This window comes from Bacillus sp. FSL K6-1106 (assembly GCF_038005245.1).
Classification (GTDB): Bacteria; Bacillota; Bacilli; order Bacillales; family Bacillaceae; genus Bacillus; species Bacillus altitudinis.
Genome location: NZ_JBBOSV010000002.1, coordinates 239,849 through 255,686, shown reverse-complemented (window position 1 = coordinate 255,686; position 15,838 = coordinate 239,849). Strand labels below are relative to the sequence as shown.

Annotated in this window: 9 protein-coding genes, 16 tRNA genes and 3 rRNA genes; 23 read left to right on the top strand and 5 right to left on the bottom strand. The window is 43.3% G+C overall.

What is annotated here, in order from left to right; all coding sequences use genetic code 11:
• Positions 1-202 precede the first annotated feature (202 nt).
• From MHI20_RS15930 to MHI20_RS15825, 22 genes are all read left to right on the top strand, one after another.
• Positions 203-1,751: ribosomal RNA gene (locus MHI20_RS15930) — 16S ribosomal RNA — on the top strand.
• A 182-nt stretch (positions 1,752-1,933) separates the two neighbouring features.
• A 23S ribosomal RNA gene (locus MHI20_RS15925) occupies positions 1,934-4,864 on the top strand.
• A 109-nt stretch (positions 4,865-4,973) separates the two neighbouring features.
• A 5S ribosomal RNA gene (gene rrf / locus MHI20_RS15920) occupies positions 4,974-5,089 on the top strand.
• Together the 16S, 23S and 5S rRNA genes with 16 tRNA genes alongside form the textbook arrangement of a ribosomal RNA operon.
• A gap of 9 nt (positions 5,090-5,098) precedes the next feature.
• A tRNA-Asn gene (locus MHI20_RS15915) sits at positions 5,099-5,173 on the top strand.
• A 4-nt stretch (positions 5,174-5,177) separates the two neighbouring features.
• Positions 5,178-5,268: transfer RNA gene (locus MHI20_RS15910), tRNA-Ser, on the top strand.
• Positions 5,269-5,285: 17 nt separating this feature from the next.
• Positions 5,286-5,360: transfer RNA gene (locus MHI20_RS15905), tRNA-Glu, on the top strand.
• A gap of 32 nt (positions 5,361-5,392) precedes the next feature.
• Positions 5,393-5,468, top strand: a tRNA-Val gene (locus MHI20_RS15900).
• Between the two features lie 15 nt (positions 5,469-5,483).
• Positions 5,484-5,560: transfer RNA gene (locus MHI20_RS15895), tRNA-Met, on the top strand.
• Positions 5,561-5,574: 14 nt separating this feature from the next.
• Positions 5,575-5,651: transfer RNA gene (locus MHI20_RS15890), tRNA-Asp, on the top strand.
• A gap of 19 nt (positions 5,652-5,670) precedes the next feature.
• Positions 5,671-5,746 (top strand) — tRNA-Phe (locus MHI20_RS15885).
• Between the two features lie 6 nt (positions 5,747-5,752).
• Positions 5,753-5,825 (top strand) — tRNA-Thr (locus tag MHI20_RS15880).
• Positions 5,826-5,840: 15 nt separating this feature from the next.
• Positions 5,841-5,925 (top strand) — tRNA-Tyr (locus MHI20_RS15875).
• A gap of 13 nt (positions 5,926-5,938) precedes the next feature.
• Positions 5,939-6,012: transfer RNA gene (locus tag MHI20_RS15870), tRNA-Trp, on the top strand.
• A gap of 24 nt (positions 6,013-6,036) precedes the next feature.
• A tRNA-His gene (locus MHI20_RS15865) sits at positions 6,037-6,112 on the top strand.
• A 9-nt stretch (positions 6,113-6,121) separates the two neighbouring features.
• Positions 6,122-6,193 (top strand) — tRNA-Gln (locus MHI20_RS15860).
• Positions 6,194-6,200: 7 nt separating this feature from the next.
• A tRNA-Gly gene (locus MHI20_RS15855) sits at positions 6,201-6,275 on the top strand.
• Between the two features lie 5 nt (positions 6,276-6,280).
• Positions 6,281-6,351 (top strand) — tRNA-Cys (locus MHI20_RS15850).
• A 14-nt stretch (positions 6,352-6,365) separates the two neighbouring features.
• Positions 6,366-6,454, top strand: a tRNA-Leu gene (locus MHI20_RS15845).
• Between the two features lie 38 nt (positions 6,455-6,492).
• A tRNA-Leu gene (locus MHI20_RS15840) sits at positions 6,493-6,574 on the top strand.
• Between the two features lie 216 nt (positions 6,575-6,790).
• Positions 6,791-8,638 carry an AIPR family protein gene (locus tag MHI20_RS15835; protein WP_340939721.1) on the top strand — a complete coding sequence of 616 codons (1,848 nt, stop codon included), beginning with the start codon at positions 6,791-6,793 and terminating at the stop codon, positions 8,636-8,638.
• A 142-nt stretch (positions 8,639-8,780) separates the two neighbouring features.
• Positions 8,781-9,575, top strand: a complete 795-nt coding sequence (locus MHI20_RS15830; protein WP_340939718.1) for a phosphotransferase — start codon at positions 8,781-8,783, stop codon at positions 9,573-9,575.
• Between the two features lie 119 nt (positions 9,576-9,694).
• A complete protein-coding gene (locus tag MHI20_RS15825; protein ID WP_340939717.1) occupies positions 9,695-10,399 on the top strand; it encodes a hypothetical protein in 705 nt (234 codons plus the stop codon).
• A 51-nt stretch (positions 10,400-10,450) separates the two neighbouring features.
• Here the strand turns inward: MHI20_RS15825 and MHI20_RS15820 are convergent, their stop codons facing one another.
• The 5 genes from MHI20_RS15820 to MHI20_RS15800 form a co-directional block, all read right to left on the bottom strand.
• On the bottom strand, positions 10,451-10,987 hold the full coding sequence (locus tag MHI20_RS15820) for a histidine phosphatase family protein (protein ID WP_340939714.1): 537 nt from the start codon (positions 10,985-10,987) through the stop codon (positions 10,451-10,453).
• A 71-nt stretch (positions 10,988-11,058) separates the two neighbouring features.
• Positions 11,059-11,250, bottom strand: a complete 192-nt coding sequence (locus MHI20_RS15815) for a hypothetical protein (RefSeq protein WP_008349128.1) — start codon at positions 11,248-11,250, stop codon at positions 11,059-11,061.
• A gap of 116 nt (positions 11,251-11,366) precedes the next feature.
• On the bottom strand, positions 11,367-11,660 hold the full coding sequence (locus MHI20_RS15810) for a hypothetical protein (protein ID WP_008349126.1): 294 nt from the start codon (positions 11,658-11,660) through the stop codon (positions 11,367-11,369).
• Between the two features lie 64 nt (positions 11,661-11,724).
• Positions 11,725-12,414, bottom strand: coding sequence for a DUF1963 domain-containing protein (locus MHI20_RS15805; RefSeq protein ID WP_340939711.1), 690 nt, complete (start codon positions 12,412-12,414; stop codon positions 11,725-11,727).
• Between the two features lie 18 nt (positions 12,415-12,432).
• A complete protein-coding gene (locus tag MHI20_RS15800; RefSeq protein WP_144678983.1) occupies positions 12,433-13,236 on the bottom strand; it encodes a DUF2262 domain-containing protein in 804 nt (267 codons plus the stop codon).
• Positions 13,237-13,770: 534 nt separating this feature from the next.
• Between MHI20_RS15800 and MHI20_RS15795 the strand changes: the two genes are divergently transcribed.
• Positions 13,771-15,714, top strand: coding sequence for an LTA synthase family protein (locus MHI20_RS15795; RefSeq protein ID WP_178929966.1), 1,944 nt, complete (start codon positions 13,771-13,773; stop codon positions 15,712-15,714).
• Positions 15,715-15,838: the final 124 nt, after the last annotated feature.

The window sequence follows — 15,838 nt, the reverse complement described above, 5'->3', positions numbered from 1 at the left end:
ATTAAGAAAGTCGCTTCTGAGCGATAACGAAGATGATCTTTGAAAACTAAACAAGACAAAACGTACCTGTTAATTCGAGTTTTTATAAAAAAATCCTATGATACATCATAGGTAGTCAGTCAAACGCTGACGAGGCAGGAAATGATCACATGCTAAGTTCGCTACATCGTGTAGCAACGCATGTGTGATATGCATCCTGCATACCTCGGAGAGTTTGATCCTGGCTCAGGACGAACGCTGGCGGCGTGCCTAATACATGCAAGTCGAGCGGACAGAAGGGAGCTTGCTCCCGGATGTTAGCGGCGGACGGGTGAGTAACACGTGGGTAACCTGCCTGTAAGACTGGGATAACTCCGGGAAACCGGAGCTAATACCGGATAGTTCCTTGAACCGCATGGTTCAAGGATGAAAGACGGTTTCGGCTGTCACTTACAGATGGACCCGCGGCGCATTAGCTAGTTGGTGAGGTAACGGCTCACCAAGGCGACGATGCGTAGCCGACCTGAGAGGGTGATCGGCCACACTGGGACTGAGACACGGCCCAGACTCCTACGGGAGGCAGCAGTAGGGAATCTTCCGCAATGGACGAAAGTCTGACGGAGCAACGCCGCGTGAGTGATGAAGGTTTTCGGATCGTAAAGCTCTGTTGTTAGGGAAGAACAAGTGCAAGAGTAACTGCTTGCACCTTGACGGTACCTAACCAGAAAGCCACGGCTAACTACGTGCCAGCAGCCGCGGTAATACGTAGGTGGCAAGCGTTGTCCGGAATTATTGGGCGTAAAGGGCTCGCAGGCGGTTTCTTAAGTCTGATGTGAAAGCCCCCGGCTCAACCGGGGAGGGTCATTGGAAACTGGGAAACTTGAGTGCAGAAGAGGAGAGTGGAATTCCACGTGTAGCGGTGAAATGCGTAGAGATGTGGAGGAACACCAGTGGCGAAGGCGACTCTCTGGTCTGTAACTGACGCTGAGGAGCGAAAGCGTGGGGAGCGAACAGGATTAGATACCCTGGTAGTCCACGCCGTAAACGATGAGTGCTAAGTGTTAGGGGGTTTCCGCCCCTTAGTGCTGCAGCTAACGCATTAAGCACTCCGCCTGGGGAGTACGGTCGCAAGACTGAAACTCAAAGGAATTGACGGGGGCCCGCACAAGCGGTGGAGCATGTGGTTTAATTCGAAGCAACGCGAAGAACCTTACCAGGTCTTGACATCCTCTGACAACCCTAGAGATAGGGCTTTCCCTTCGGGGACAGAGTGACAGGTGGTGCATGGTTGTCGTCAGCTCGTGTCGTGAGATGTTGGGTTAAGTCCCGCAACGAGCGCAACCCTTGATCTTAGTTGCCAGCATTCAGTTGGGCACTCTAAGGTGACTGCCGGTGACAAACCGGAGGAAGGTGGGGATGACGTCAAATCATCATGCCCCTTATGACCTGGGCTACACACGTGCTACAATGGACAGAACAAAGGGCTGCGAGACCGCAAGGTTTAGCCAATCCCACAAATCTGTTCTCAGTTCGGATCGCAGTCTGCAACTCGACTGCGTGAAGCTGGAATCGCTAGTAATCGCGGATCAGCATGCCGCGGTGAATACGTTCCCGGGCCTTGTACACACCGCCCGTCACACCACGAGAGTTTGCAACACCCGAAGTCGGTGAGGTAACCTTTATGGAGCCAGCCGCCGAAGGTGGGGCAGATGATTGGGGTGAAGTCGTAACAAGGTAGCCGTATCGGAAGGTGCGGCTGGATCACCTCCTTTCTAAGGATATATGGAGCAGCGTACGTTTTTCGTCTTGTTTAGTTTTGAAGGATCATTCCTTCAAACATGTCTCTAGCGAGACAGGATTGTTCTTTGAAAACTAGATAACAATAAGTAATACATTCACATTGAATGCAATGCAAAGTTCATCACACATAGTGATTCTTTCTAAAGTAAGAAATGGTTAAGTTAGAAAGGGCGCACGGTGGATGCCTTGGCACTAGGAGCCGATGAAGGACGGGACGAACACCGATATGCTTCGGGGAGCTGTAAGCAAGCTTTGATCCGGAGATTTCCGAATGGGGAAACCCACTGCTCGTAATGGAGTAGTATCCATACTTGAATACATAGAGTATGAGAAGGCATACCCGGGGAACTGAAACATCTAAGTACCCGGAGGAAGAGAAAGCAAATGCGATTCCCTGAGTAGCGGCGAGCGAAACGGGAACAGCCCAAACCAAGAGGCTTGCCTCTTGGGGTTGTAGGACACTCTATACGGAGTTACAAAGGAACGATATAAGCGAAGAGGTCTGGAAAGGCCCGCCAAAGAAGGTAACAGCCCTGTAACTGAAATGTTGTTCTCTCCAGAGTGGATCCTGAGTACGGCGGAACACGTGAAATTCCGTCGGAATCCGGGAGGACCATCTCCCAAGGCTAAATACTCCCTAGTGACCGATAGTGAACCAGTACCGTGAGGGAAAGGTGAAAAGCACCCCGGAAGGGGAGTGAAATAGATCCTGAAACCGTGTGCCTACAAGTAGTCAGAGCCCGTTAACGGGTGATGGCGTGCCTTTTGTAGAATGAACCGGCGAGTTACGATCCCGTGCAAGGTTAAGCAGAAGATGCGGAGCCGCAGCGAAAGCGAGTCTGAATAGGGCGCATGAGTACGTGGTCGTAGACCCGAAACCAGGTGATCTACCCATGTCCAGGGTGAAGTTCAGGTAACACTGAATGGAGGCCCGAACCCACGCACGTTGAAAAGTGCGGGGATGAGGTGTGGGTAGGGGTGAAATGCCAATCGAACCTGGAGATAGCTGGTTCTCTCCGAAATAGCTTTAGGGCTAGCCTCAAGGTAAGAGTCTCGGAGGTAGAGCACTGATTGGACTAGGGGCCCCTACCGGGTTACCGAATTCAGTCAAACTCCGAATGCCGATGACTTATCCTTGGGAGTCAGACTGCGAGTGATAAGATCCGTAGTCGAAAGGGAAACAGCCCAGACCGCCAGCTAAGGTCCCAAAGTATACGTTAAGTGGAAAAGGATGTGGAGTTGCTTAGACAACCAGGATGTTGGCTTAGAAGCAGCCACCATTTAAAGAGTGCGTAATAGCTCACTGGTCGAGTGACTCTGCGCCGAAAATGTACCGGGGCTAAACGTATCACCGAAGCTGCGGACTGTTCTTACGAACAGTGGTAGGAGAGCGTTCTAAGTGCAGTGAAGTCAGACCGGAAGGACTGGTGGAGCGCTTAGAAGTGAGAATGCCGGTATGAGTAGCGAAAGACGGGTGAGAATCCCGTCCACCGAATGCCTAAGGTTTCCTGAGGAAGGCTCGTCCGCTCAGGGTTAGTCGGGACCTAAGCCGAGGCCGAAAGGCGTAGGCGATGGACAACAGGTTGATATTCCTGTACCACCTCCTCACCATTTGAGCAATGGGGGGACGCAGGAGGATAGGGTAAGCGCGGTATTGGATATCCGCGTCCAAGCAGTTAGGCTGGGAAATAGGCAAATCCGTTTCCCGTGAAGGCTGAGCTGTGATGGCGAGCGAAATTTAGTAGCGAAGTTCCTGATTCCACACTGCCAAGAAAAGCCTCTAGCGAGGTGAGAGGTGCCCGTACCGCAAACCGACACAGGTAGGCGAGGAGAGAATCCTAAGGTGATCGAGAGAACTCTCGTTAAGGAACTCGGCAAAATGACCCCGTAACTTCGGGAGAAGGGGTGCTTCTTAGGGTGTTAAAGCCCCGAGAAGCCGCAGTGAATAGGCCCAGGCGACTGTTTAGCAAAAACACAGGTCTCTGCGAAGCCGTAAGGCGAAGTATAGGGGCTGACGCCTGCCCGGTGCTGGAAGGTTAAGAGGAGCGCTTAGCGTAAGCGAAGGTGCGAATTGAAGCCCCAGTAAACGGCGGCCGTAACTATAACGGTCCTAAGGTAGCGAAATTCCTTGTCGGGTAAGTTCCGACCCGCACGAAAGGCGCAACGATCTGGGCACTGTCTCAACGAGAGACTCGGTGAAATTATAGTACCTGTGAAGATGCAGGTTACCCGCGACAGGACGGAAAGACCCCGTGGAGCTTTACTGCAGCCTGATATTGAATGTTGGTACAGCTTGTACAGGATAGGTAGGAGCCTTGGAAACCGGAGCGCTAGCTTCGGTGGAGGCATCGGTGGGATACTACCCTGGCTGTATTGACCTTCTAACCCGCTGCCCTTATCGGGCAGGGAGACAGTGTCAGGTGGGCAGTTTGACTGGGGCGGTCGCCTCCTAAAATGTAACGGAGGCGCCCAAAGGTTCCCTCAGAATGGTTGGAAATCATTCGCAGAGTGTAAAGGCACAAGGGAGCTTGACTGCGAGACCTACAAGTCGAGCAGGGACGAAAGTCGGGCTTAGTGATCCGGTGGTTCCGCATGGAAGGGCCATCGCTCAACGGATAAAAGCTACCCCGGGGATAACAGGCTTATCTCCCCCAAGAGTCCACATCGACGGGGAGGTTTGGCACCTCGATGTCGGCTCATCGCATCCTGGGGCTGTAGTCGGTCCCAAGGGTTGGGCTGTTCGCCCATTAAAGCGGTACGCGAGCTGGGTTCAGAACGTCGTGAGACAGTTCGGTCCCTATCCGTCGCGGGCGCAGGAAATTTGAGAGGAGCTGTCCTTAGTACGAGAGGACCGGGATGGACGCACCGCTGGTGTACCAGTTGTTCTGCCAAGGGCATCGCTGGGTAGCTATGTGCGGACGGGATAAGTGCTGAAAGCATCTAAGCATGAAGCCCCCCTCAAGATGAGATTTCCCATTCCGCAAGGAAGTAAGATCCCTGAAAGATGATCAGGTTGATAGGTCTGAGGTGGAAGCGTGGTGACACGTGGAGCTGACAGATACTAATAGATCGAGGACTTAACCTATATTCTAATGTGAAGCATGAACATTGTTATCTAGTTTTGAGAGAACATTTTTCAAAAATCTCTTGATTTATTTGTAATACATAGTATAATATCTTTTGTCACTAAATTGTCTGGTGATGATGGCGAAGAGGTCACACCCGTTCCCATACCGAACACGGAAGTTAAGCTCTTCAGCGCCGATGGTAGTTGGGGGTTTCTCCCTGTGAGAGTAGGACATCGCCAGGCTTTCTTCATTCCGCAGTAGCTCAGTGGTAGAGCTATCGGCTGTTAACCGATCGGTCGTAGGTTCGAATCCTACCTGCGGAGCCAATTTGGAGAGCTGTCCGAGTGGCCGAAGGAGCACGATTGGAAATCGTGTAGGCGGTAACCCCGTCTCAAGGGTTCGAATCCCTTGCTCTCCGCCACAATTTACATAATAAAGGGCCCGTTGGTCAAGCGGTTAAGACACCGCCCTTTCACGGCGGTAACACGGGTTCGAATCCCGTACGGGTCACCATTTTTATAGAAATACATACCAGCATTTTATTCGGAGGATTAGCTCAGCTGGGAGAGCATCTGCCTTACAAGCAGAGGGTCGGCGGTTCGAGCCCGTCATCCTCCACCATATCTTTTATATCGTCGCGGGGTGGAGCAGTTCGGTAGCTCGTCGGGCTCATAACCCGAAGGTCGCAGGTTCAAATCCTGCCCCCGCAACCAAATTTATCTTTATTGGTCCGGTAGTTCAGTTGGTTAGAATGCCTGCCTGTCACGCAGGAGGTCGCGGGTTCGAGTCCCGTCCGGACCGCCATTTTTTAAAAAGAATACTTGGCTCGGTAGCTCAGTTGGTAGAGCAACGGACTGAAAATCCGTGTGTCGGCGGTTCGATTCCGTCCCGAGCCACCACTATTTGCCGGTGTAGCTCAATTGGTAGAGCAACTGACTTGTAATCAGTAGGTTGGGGGTTCAAGTCCTCTTGCCGGCACTGTTTTTCAAATGTGGAGGGGTAGCGAAGTGGCTAAACGCGGCGGACTGTAAATCCGCTCCCTCCGGGTTCGGCGGTTCGAATCCGCCCCCCTCCACCATTTTTATTTTCATAGGGGCATAGTTTAACGGTAGAACAGAGGTCTCCAAAACCTCCGGTGTGGGTTCGATTCCTACTGCCCCTGCCAATTATATGATTCATAACATCTATGGCGGTTGTGGCGAAGTGGTTAACGCACCAGATTGTGGCTCTGGCACTCGTGGGTTCGATTCCCATCAATCGCCCCATTTTATTATTGGGCTATAGCCAAGCGGTAAGGCAACGGACTTTGACTCCGTCATGCGTTGGTTCGAATCCAGCTAGCCCAGTTGATATGCGGAAGTAGTTCAGTGGTAGAACACCACCTTGCCAAGGTGGGGGTCGCGGGTTCGAATCCCGTCTTCCGCTCCAATTATGGCGGCATAGCCAAGTGGTAAGGCAGAGGTCTGCAAAACCTTTATCCCCGGTTCAAATCCGGGTGTCGCCTTTTTTGAAAAGACTGCCGGGGTGGTGGAATTGGCAGACACACAGGACTTAAAATCCTGCGGTAGGTGACTACCGTGCCGGTTCAAGTCCGGCCCTCGGCACCATTTTTTATTTATTATAAGTTGCGCTCTTTAATGATCATGCCGGTGTGGCGGAATTGGCAGACGCGCACGACTCAAAATCGTGTTCCTCACGGAGTGCCGGTTCGACCCCGGCCACCGGTATTAACTTTACAAAACCTCAACTACAAAAAAACGTCTTTCTACAATATTGTAGAAAGACGTTTTTTCTGTTTTGGTGACTTTTAATCATCGAGTTTCGATTCCTAGTGGCGAGTTTTGTATTTGCTACAAGGGTGAAATTACTTATTTTCTGTATCCTTTTTTAGAGATTTAGTGTTAAAATTATCCTATACATTTCGTAACTAAGGAGAGATGAGTGTGGCTGTAGCAAAAAAAAACAAATACGACCAAATTTTACAAAGACAAATTGAGGAATCTATAGAGGAATATCTTAGTGAATGTGGAAGTAATGATTCCATAAGTGTGGGGGACAGTTTTTGTGAGTGGATACTTTATAACATATTCGAGTTAAGAGAAGACGAAGTAGCACAAGCTAAAGAGATAGGCGGGAAATTTGATAACGGTTTAGACGCAGTTTTTGAATATAACGGTGAAGTTCACTTATTACAATGTAAGTATAAGACATCTCATAATATTGACTCTACACAAAGGTTTATAGCTGATTGTCAGCGAGTATGTACAGAAGAACCAATTACCGAAAGAGATGCTGTAAAAGAAGCATGTAAAAATGTTAGAGAGTCATATCAAAATGATGAGATTATAAATTGTTACTATATTACAAACAACCACATAAGTGATTGGGAAAGAATGCAGATAAAATCAAATTTAAAACATCTTAGTATCGAGTTTAAGAATTTAAATTTCTTCTCATCTGATTTAGATGATATTCAGGAAAGTATAGAAATAAAAAAAGGACTATTACCAAAAGACTTTCGTGAAAAAACATTCAGGATGAATATAGAAGAGAATTTCTCTACTTTCGAAACGATTGTAGCAAAAGTAAGAGTTAAAGATTTTTCTCAATTTGTTAACGAAGGTGAAAAGCATCTTTTCCATTCAAATATAAGAAACTATTTAAAGAGTACTAAAATAAACAAAGGTATTAAAGATACTATAAGAAATGAACCAGAAAACTTTTGGTATTATAATAATGGGGTTACTGTGGTTTGTGATGAGTACTATGAAACTATGGGGAGTTTAGTAATGAAAGCACCACAGATAGTTAATGGGTGCCAAACTGCCAAAACTCTGGGTGATTTCTATAAACACAAGACTAATAAAGAACTCTCTGTTTTAGAATCCAATGGACACTTACTTGTGAAAGTAATTAAAACTAAACGAAGTGCTGAAGAGTCTCAGAAGAAAGAGTTAAGAGACAATATTACAAGGTACACAAATAGCCAAAATGCTGTTAGAGGACTAGATTTTTATGCTTTAGACCGATTTCAAAATGGCTTAAAAGATCGAATGAAAAATTTGGGTTATTTCTATGAAATACAAAGAGGGGCATTCATAACTTTAGATCAGAAAGAACAAGAATCCTATAGAGGTAATGATAGTTATAATTATCTACTTGAAAGTGTTAATAGAAAAAAGAAATTCGTTCTGCCTGCGAAAGAGGTAATTCAATCTTTTACAGCTGCTATAAAACTAATGCCGAATGTAGCTTATGGGCGTGCTAACGAATTGACTCCAGTAGGTAGTAGGTGGAAAGATATAATGAATGAAGATACTAAAGGTTTACCTTTAGAACACTTTCTCTTTCCTTATTTAATTCTAATGTATGCTAAAGAAGAATTGAAATATAAGAGTGGATCAAATGACTTTAGAGTTAATTCAGCATTCCTTTTTATTGCAACATATTTTTTATTAATTACAAAAATAGTCAATAAACATGCAGAGAAAGAATACGATTCTGCCGATAAAATAAATGTAGAAGTTTTTAAAGATATCTTTATTAATCAGAATCTTAATAAGCAACTATTACTGATTACTAATAGAACGCTGAGGTCATTCTTTAAAGATTTTTCAATTGAAGAAGCGATAGGAGATAACTTAAGAGGTTTTGTACAAAATAAAATGAAAAAAGGAAGCACTTTCTGGATTATTCTTGAAAGAAAAATTGATCATAATCTAGAAGATTTAGAATTTGAGAATATTGAAGTTTATGAAGAAATTAAGGAAATAATCACAAAAAATATTTAACTTCATATATTATTCCAGGTAACGCATTACAATAACCTTTATTTATTTCTGCAAAATTTAGTATAGTAAACGTCATGGGGATATTTCCACCTCTAGCTGACACAAGACATCATTGTGTCCACATTTTTAGGGGGGATTTTAAATGGAAAATCAAAATAACAATGAAGAATTGCTGAAAGGCGGGAATCTATCAAACGTCTATCGTTCGGGGGATACGGTTAGAAGGGAATTAAAGCCAGGTAATAGCAACATACACAAATTATTAAAGCATTTAGAAAAAAAGAATTTCTCCTATGCTCCAAAGTTTTTAGGGGTTGATGAAAAAGGTAGAGAGATCTTGTCCTTCATTGAAGGTGTGGCCGGTCATGATCCCTTAAAAGAATACATGTGCTCTCACAATGCTTTGAAAGAAATAGCGAGAATGCTTAGACTGTATCATGATGCTGTTAGTGATTTTCCCATTTCAGACGATTGGGAACGAATGGACAATACGCCTAACAACATAGAGGTTGTGTGCCATAATGATTTTGCGATGTACAACATCATTTTCAAAGATAAAAAGCCAGTGGGAGTCATTGATTTTGATGTAGCTGCCCCTGGTCCAAAGCTTTGGGATATTGCATATACTTTCTATACTTGTGTCCCTCTCAGTAGGTTTTTTCGTACTGAAACAGGGGAGGTCGTAAATTATCATTCATTAGAGCATGCAGCCCATATAAAGTATAGAGTCAAACTATTTTTTGAAGCTTATGGTGAGGAAATACCAGAAGATTATGTGGACATGGTGTTGCTGCGTTTAGAAGGTTTATGTCAATACATGAAGCGAAAAGCGAATGAAGGGGATAGAGCCTTTCAAAAAATGATTCATGAGGGGCACCTTGAACATTATCAAAAAGACATACAATTCATTTATGAACACAGAAAAGAATGGATTTGAGGATGCCAAGGGTTTTATAAAAGAAAAAGGACAACTCATCTTTTTACTAGTTTCATGTGGATGTTACAATTGGTTATAATAGTTCAATAGAATGAATGTAAAGAGGCGGAGTTGTTATCTTGCAAACGAAGACGATATTACAGACTATGATTGAAGATGAGCGCTCACATGATTATCCGCTTTTTAGACAGTACTGTGTAAGGAAAGAACAGGGTCTGCGTAAAGATGCGTTAAAGGTTCTTCAGTCTTTTGTTGAAGAGATGAATAAGAACGAATTTACAGCACGGCGTTCATTTGTTGCTTGGCTTTTTGATTACATTGAACGTTTTGAGGATGGTCATCATTTGCTTGTGTATCCATTGGTACATGGGGTGATCCACCCTGTTCTTCGAGAGTGGAAAAATATTGATCCAATGGATGTGAGACCGTATCGCTGGCAAGGCTTGTTTGTGCATCAGGGGGAAGGGCTGCCCTATTTATTGAAGGCATTAGAGATGGGAGGCAGCAAAGAGCAGCGAGTGATTGTTCAAATTTGCGAAACCTATTTCTCGGCTTTGTGGTATTCGTTTCATCATATACATGAAGATCTTTATTTAAGCACCTATGAGAAAGATCATGAGCGAATTCAAGGGATTCAAGATGTCATGAAACTGATCGAAGATAAAAAGGTTCAAACCAATGTTGAAAAACTAGCAGTCTACTATAACCAGCTTTTATCGGACTGGAAGGAATTTCAGCAGACGCAGACAAGAGGTTTTGTGAAATGGTGTGCGGATCGTAAGAAGCCCTATGAGTGGGTACAGACATTTTACTATCACCAATAGTTGTTTTTCATAAGAAAAAGGCAGGGATCAACCCTGCCTTTTTTATTTATGCTATATTCTTTCTATTTCTACATGGTCTGGTTTAAAATATTTCAGGATGTAGACATCTGGATTGCTTAGTTGTTCCCACTCCTTGAATCCAATTGCAGGATCGGCGTGTTTTAGAAGCAGGCTCATAATATTGCCATGAGTGGCGAATAAAGTATGATCTCTTCCTAATTTTATTTGTTCATAGAGTGCCTCTACAATACGATTCATCGCTTCTTGGCTCGATTCTCCGCCTTCACAGGTCATATGCAAGTCCGAAAAACTGAGCTTTAGTTTTTCATACCAATCCTTCATTGGTTGACTGCTTAACCTACGTTCAGAGAGACGCTTATCCATTTGTACCTTGATCTGTTTGGCATGAGCAAGGGGCTCAACGGTTTGAATCGCTCGTTTATAAGGACTTGAGATGATGTGGTTGAGCTGAATGCCGGAAAAAAACTGTGCGAGTTCATGCGATTGTGTGATGCCTTGAGGCGTTAAAGACGCATCCTCGGATTGTCCATCTGCTTGACAGTGTCTGACGAAATAATATGTCTTCATAGGGGGTACACCTTCCTCCAAGTATAAAAAAATCATCCAATATTGGATGAGGGTTCACGAAAGTTTAGGTTCTATTTGTTCGTGTCTGCTTCTTTGTATGGATCTATCAGTTTTGAGGTTAGGTCTAAGTTGAACAAAAAATCATCTACGGTGTCTGTGCCAAAGGGAAGAGTGGAAAAGTTAATTGGGATGCTGTCTTCTTGCGTATCTGAAGTAATCGGCTGTTTGTGCTGCTTTTTTCTCCAGTTCTTAAACAAGCGCATGTGAGGCCCCCTTTTCTAAAAAAGATGGATTTATACATAATATACGGGGAGAGTTGTCCGAGCGTCAATTGTTTTCTTCAAAAGGATTTATTACATTTGTACGAAAAGAGCCACAGCTAAGTGCGGCTCTTTCCATGTTTTGACATGGCACGGTGTATGGCTTGTTGTACCTTTCGTTCGCATCTGATGTTGTATGGTTTCTTATGGAGTTTACTCGTCTTAAATTGACCAATTACCCGGCGGACTCCTTGATCATAAATGATCAGCTCTCTGCTCGTTTGATCACTTAATAACGCTTGAAACCAGCTGTATTTTTTTAGCTGTGCTGCATTTCGTGATATATCATCTTCATCTACCTGTAAAAAAGGGATATACAGAGCAAGATTGAAGATGTCTAAAATGAATCCCATACCTCTGGCCCCCTTCATATCGTTTATTACGTTTAGAAAGGGGAGTGGTTCCATACAATTGGTTTTAAAAACAATCCCAGTGCATGAACCATTCTTTATTGTTTTTGTCGTAATAGAAATACATCGTGCCGTTATCACCAATCATGAACCGAGGTTTTTCTTCTGAGGCGATTTGTAGCATGAATTCTCCTGACATCTGGTGGGGAGGAGATTGGATGTAAGCTCCGTATCCACCGATTTTTGTGAACGAGTAGTTTGAGTAATGCTCGAAGAAATGATCTGTCGCTTCTTCACTTTCATTAACCTCTGATAAGTCAACGTATGACCAAGCTTCCTCCCAGCATGGATAATCCGGTTGTTCCCCTTCGAGCCACTCTATCTGGAAAGGCTTAATTCCTTTCACGTCTTCAGGGGTCTCAGCGATTTCTAATCCTTCCATTGATGAATATTCAATGAGTTTCCAGCCCTCACCGTTTTTGGCGATATCGATCGGAAGGGTTTTCTTGTTGATGAAAATTTGAATCATCTTACATTCATCAAAGCCGTTCATTCCCCCTGGTACTTCGGGTAAATACATTTGTAAAATGGGAATCATAGCTCCATCTTGATCTGCCGGCCACCCTTTATCACGTTGGATGAAAAAATGACCAGCAAACCAGCTGTACTTAGAAGGATCAGGGCGAAACCCGCCTATTTTGGCTACAATAGGTGTTTTTCCTAGTTGATTTAATTCGTCAAAAGCTTTGATCTTCATTTATCCATCTCCCATTCTTTAGCCAGCAATGTGTGCATCTTGAAACGTTCCATTCATATTGCCAGAGACAATGATGACATGTCCCCAAAATAAATCTCCGTCATGATAGTAGGCTTCGAATTCTCCATTTGGATAAGCATGGAGGCTTTCAAGAGAGATGCGGCTGATAAATTGATCCGGTGTGATCTCTTCTGAATGTTCAGCGGAGTCGTCTTGTTCCTGCCAATCTTTTGCTAGTTCAATCAGCTGATTTGCTGCATATGACTTCATGGAGGCATCCCATGTTGTCTGCTCTTCTACGAGTTGTCTAGCCGTTTTCAGAGAGTCATTCATTTCTTCCTCTTCTTCAAGATTGAAGTAAAGAAGGCACTCCTCATTGCCCCACTGGATGGTTGTTTCAAATAAGTCTAGTCCTTTCACTAATTCAAAGGTACCCAGCTTGTCATCGTGGTAAAAGATAGGTTGTTGAGCTTCTTCTAATATTTCTTGAAGTTCCTTATCTTCAGTATCTGTATCAACAAGTGAAACGAGCATAAATTCACCTTCACCTTTACGTACTTGAAGTGTGACGATAGATTCTTTATGTAATTGCGCTTGTTTTTCTCGTAATCCCTTTTCATCTGTTAACCAGCACAGTCTCACTTTTTCGTTTATGATGCGGTCTTTTTCCTTCCATGCAATGAGCGGGATTGAAGCAGTCCAAAGAGTCTCTTTTCCTGCTTTTCCTGCGCCGACTCCAGAAGGTCCTGTAACAGCCATGATGTCTATCACTTCTTCTGAGAATCTTTGTTCAAATATGTTGATTTGTTTGTTTGATTTCATAGGATGTCCCCCAGCTTGATTTATTTGATGGAGCTATACCTTTATCACACCGTACATTGGCAGGGGAAATCAAGCTTTTTTTGCTTAAAACTGTTTTTTAGGTATGTGGCAGCAGAGAGGATACATGGATTGCTGGAGGTTGAGTCACAATAAAAAAGCAAATCGGTTCGGATTTTGTATAAATTTGGCTAAGTGAGTCGAAAAGCCTAGGTGATTCTTCCTTTTCTTTATAATTACTTTGACACGATTAGATGAAAAAAGTAAAGTAGTACTGAGTGATTTACAAAACCTTCATCATTCTCTGAAACATGTAGAGGCAGTAAATTTAATGTAAATGGATATTTTTCCTTTTATTTACTCGTATTTTTTTTGAAACTTATGATGCTTCTTATTCGTTATATTAAAGGAGCACATGTAACCTGCGGAGAAAAGAGCATCGGAATGCTTGGTGCAGAAGATTTACATTTGCAAAATCAATGTAAATTTTTTATGATTTCATTTATATCAGATCGAAAATAAGAAAGAAGAGGTTTTATGAAAAAAATATTTGCGAACAAATATAGCTTTTTTGTTTTGGCTGTCCTTTTATTTTGGGCAAAATCGTACACAGCCTACAAAATGGACTTTAATTTAGGAGTGAAGGGATCTTTTCAAGAGGGTCTTCTCTTATTAAATCCATTTAGTTCAGCCATCGTGTTTTTAGGACTTGCTCTCTTTTTGAAGGGGCGTAAATCGGCCATTGTTTTAATTGTCATTGATTTTATTATGACCGCACTTTTATATGCGAATGTAGCGTACTATCGTTTCTTTGATGATTTTTTAACATTCCCGACAATGAAACAAGCCGGTAATCTTGGGGGAGGTATGACCGGCGGTGTGTTAGCAAGTATTAAGCCGCATGACCTTTTGTACTTCCTTGATATCATCATTTTAATTGCCATTGTCATTTGGAGACCAGAAGTGAAGAAGTTCCAAATGAAAAAAACTTTCGCACTGCTGATTGTGGCTGCAGGTGTTGGACTGTTCTTCGTTAACCTACACTTAGCTGAAAAAGATCGTCCAGAATTATTGACGAGAACATTTGATCATAAGTATATTGTGAAATATTTAGGTGTTTATAACTATGCGATTTATGACGGCGTGCAAACCGCACAAAATGCAACGCAGGTAGCAAATGCGAGTAGTGATGATTTAACGGATGTCGTGAACTATACGACCTCTCACTATGCGAAACCAAATGCAGAATACTTTGGTCAAGCAAAAGGAAAAAACATCATCAAAATCCATTTAGAAAGCTTCCAGTCATTTTTAATTGACTACAAGTTAAATGGAGAAGAAGTGACGCCGTTTTTAAACAAACTAGCTCATGGAAAAGAAGATTTTACGTATTTTGATAACTTCTTCCACCAGACTGGTCAAGGGAAGACTTCTGATGCTGAGCTCATGATGGATAATAGTATGTTTGGCTTGCCAGAGGGTGCAGCGTTTGTGACAAAAGGTGAAAATACCTTCCAATCACTTCCTGCCATCTTAGATCAAAAAGCAGGCTATACGAGTGCAGTGCTTCACGGGGATTATAAATCTTTCTGGAACCGTGACACGATTTATAAACATATGGGAATTGATCAATTCTTCGATGCATCTTATTACAACATGGATGAAGAAAACCTTGTAAACATGGGTCTGAAGGATAAACCATTCTTTAAAGAATCAATCCCAATGTTAGAATCAATGAAAAAGCCATTTTATGCACACTTAATGACATTGACCAACCATTATCCATTTAATTTAGATGAGAAAGATGCGACAATCGCTAAGGCAACAACTGGCGATAAAACAGTGGATAATTATTTCCAAACAGCGAGATACTTGGATGAGTCATTAGAACAATTCTTTAAGGACTTGAAAAAATCGGGTCTGTATAAAGACTCAGTGATTCTATTATATGGTGACCATAACGGTATTTCTGAGAACCATAACCGTGCAATGAGTGAGATTCAAGGGAAAGAAATTACGCCATATCAAAATGCACAAAATCAGCGTGTACCGCTCATGATTCGTATCCCTGGGAAACAAGGCGGCGTGAATCATACGTATGGCGGTGAAGTAGACGTGATGCCAACGCTTCTTCACTTACAAGGTATTGATTCAAATGAGTACGTGAATTTTGGAACAGATTTATTCTCTAAGAAGCATGATCAAACTGTTGCATTCCGTAACGGAAACTATGTGACACCAAAATATACCCTTGTAGATAATACGGTCTACGATACAAAAACGGGTAAAGTGGTGAAACAAAACAAAAAGACAGAAGCGATTAAAGCCCGTGTTGATAATCAGTTAAGCCTGTCAGATAAAGTACTGTACAGGGATCTTCTTCGATTCCATAAGCTATCTGATTTTAAACCAGTGAATCCATCTGATTATTTCTATGGTAAAACAAACAAAGAGACAGAAGAGGATTCTTCTGCTAACTAACTGAGTTTTGGGCAAGCACAGAAAGGTGCTTGCCTTTTTCTCTCTTACAGCTTGATTTGTTGGCAAAATATGTTTATATTTAGGGAGAAACAAGCGTGGCGTCAGCGGTCAGCTGGCGATAACT